The 1,294-nt window shown below is 64.6% G+C and carries 1 protein-coding gene; it reads right to left on the reverse strand.

Annotated elements, in window-relative coordinates; all coding sequences use genetic code 11:
• Nucleotides 1-44: 44 nt before the first annotated feature.
• Entirely contained in the window at nucleotides 45-1,220 is a 1,176-nt protein-coding gene (locus tag NQ152_RS16970; RefSeq protein ID WP_257524820.1) for an IS481 family transposase, read from the reverse strand.
• Nucleotides 1,221-1,294: the final 74 nt, after the last annotated feature.

Raw genomic sequence — 1,294 nt, forward strand, 5'->3', positions numbered from 1 at the left:
TGTGATGTCTCGCGACATATGTCTCATATGTCGCGAGACATCTGTCATTTGTGGGGCCAGCGGCCGGGTGGGGTGAGTTGGTTGCGCCAGTAGCCCTGGGCGGGGTTTATGTGGTGTTCGCTGAGGATTTCGCCGGTTTCGAGGTGGGTCACGGTGACGGTGGTTTCGTCGCTGATCGCGAGGATGCGTTTGCCGGTGTGGTGTCGTCCGATGCCGAGGTGGTGCATGCGGCCGGCGCGTCGGATGCTGACGTGGCCGTCGGTGTCGACGCGGTCGTAGCGCAGCCGGTATCGGTCGGGCAGTCGTCCCTCGGCAGGGAGAGCTTTGGCGGTCGCTGCGTATGCCTGTGAGGGAGTTGCGCGATCCAGGGCTCGGTGCGGGCGGTGGTTGTTGTATGCGACGCGGAACCGGTCCAGCTGTGCTTGGAGCTCGAGGATCGTGGTCGCGGTGGGCTGCTGGGCGAGCCAGCGCTTCTGGGTCTGATGGAACCGTTCGATCTTGCCCTGGGTCTGCGGGTGTCCGGGTGAGCCGTTCTTCTGCTTGACCCCGAGGACGGGCAGGAGGTGTTCGAACGCGTTGCGTCCTCCGCCGAACCGTGCCGTATAGACCCTGCCGTTGTCGGTGAGAGTCGAGGCGGGGATCCCGTGTTTGTCGGTCGCAGTCAGGAACGTGGTCACGACATCGTCACCGGTGACGGGGGTGTGGGCGGTGCAGGACAGCAGGAGCCGGGAGTGGTCATCGAGCCAGTTCAGGATCTCCATGTCGGTTCCGTCGTTCAGGCGCCAGTGGGTGAAGTCGGATTGCCAGGTCTCGTTCGGTTGGGCGGCTTCGAACCGGACGTACGAGGAACGCGGGCGCTTACGCGGCTCCGGGGTGATCAGCCCTGCTCGAGTCAGGATGCGGTGGATCGTCGCGTGTGACGGGGCGTGCAACCCTTCGCGGTCCAGATGCCAGGAGATCGTGACCGGCCCGGCATCGAACCCGCGAGCGATCAGTTCAGCGCGGAGCTGTACGACGCGTTCGACAACCTCGGGGGGTGTCGCGTGCGGATTCGTCTTCGGTCGCCGCGACTGCGGATCGACGGCGTCGATACCGTCCTCCCGGTAACGGGCCAGCAACCGATGAAGCTGCCTCCGCGACAACCCATACTGCTCGGCCGCCGCGGCCACGGTGAGCTGCCCAGCGACGATCTTCAAGACCACGACCCGATGCTTCGACATGCATCGGACTGTGACCTATGACCCGAGACATGAGCGACACATCACCTGTGACATATGTCGTGAACCCAGGCACC

This window comes from Microbacterium sp. zg.B48 (assembly GCF_024623505.1).
GTDB lineage: Bacteria > Actinomycetota > Actinomycetes > Actinomycetales > Microbacteriaceae > Microbacterium.

Bases quoted from the DNA above. Each gene is read 5' to 3' on its own strand.
- NQ152_RS16970 (WP_257524820.1), bottom strand. From the start codon at position 1,220: ATGTCGAAGCATCGGGTCGTGGTCTTGAAGATCGTCGCTGGGCAGCTC.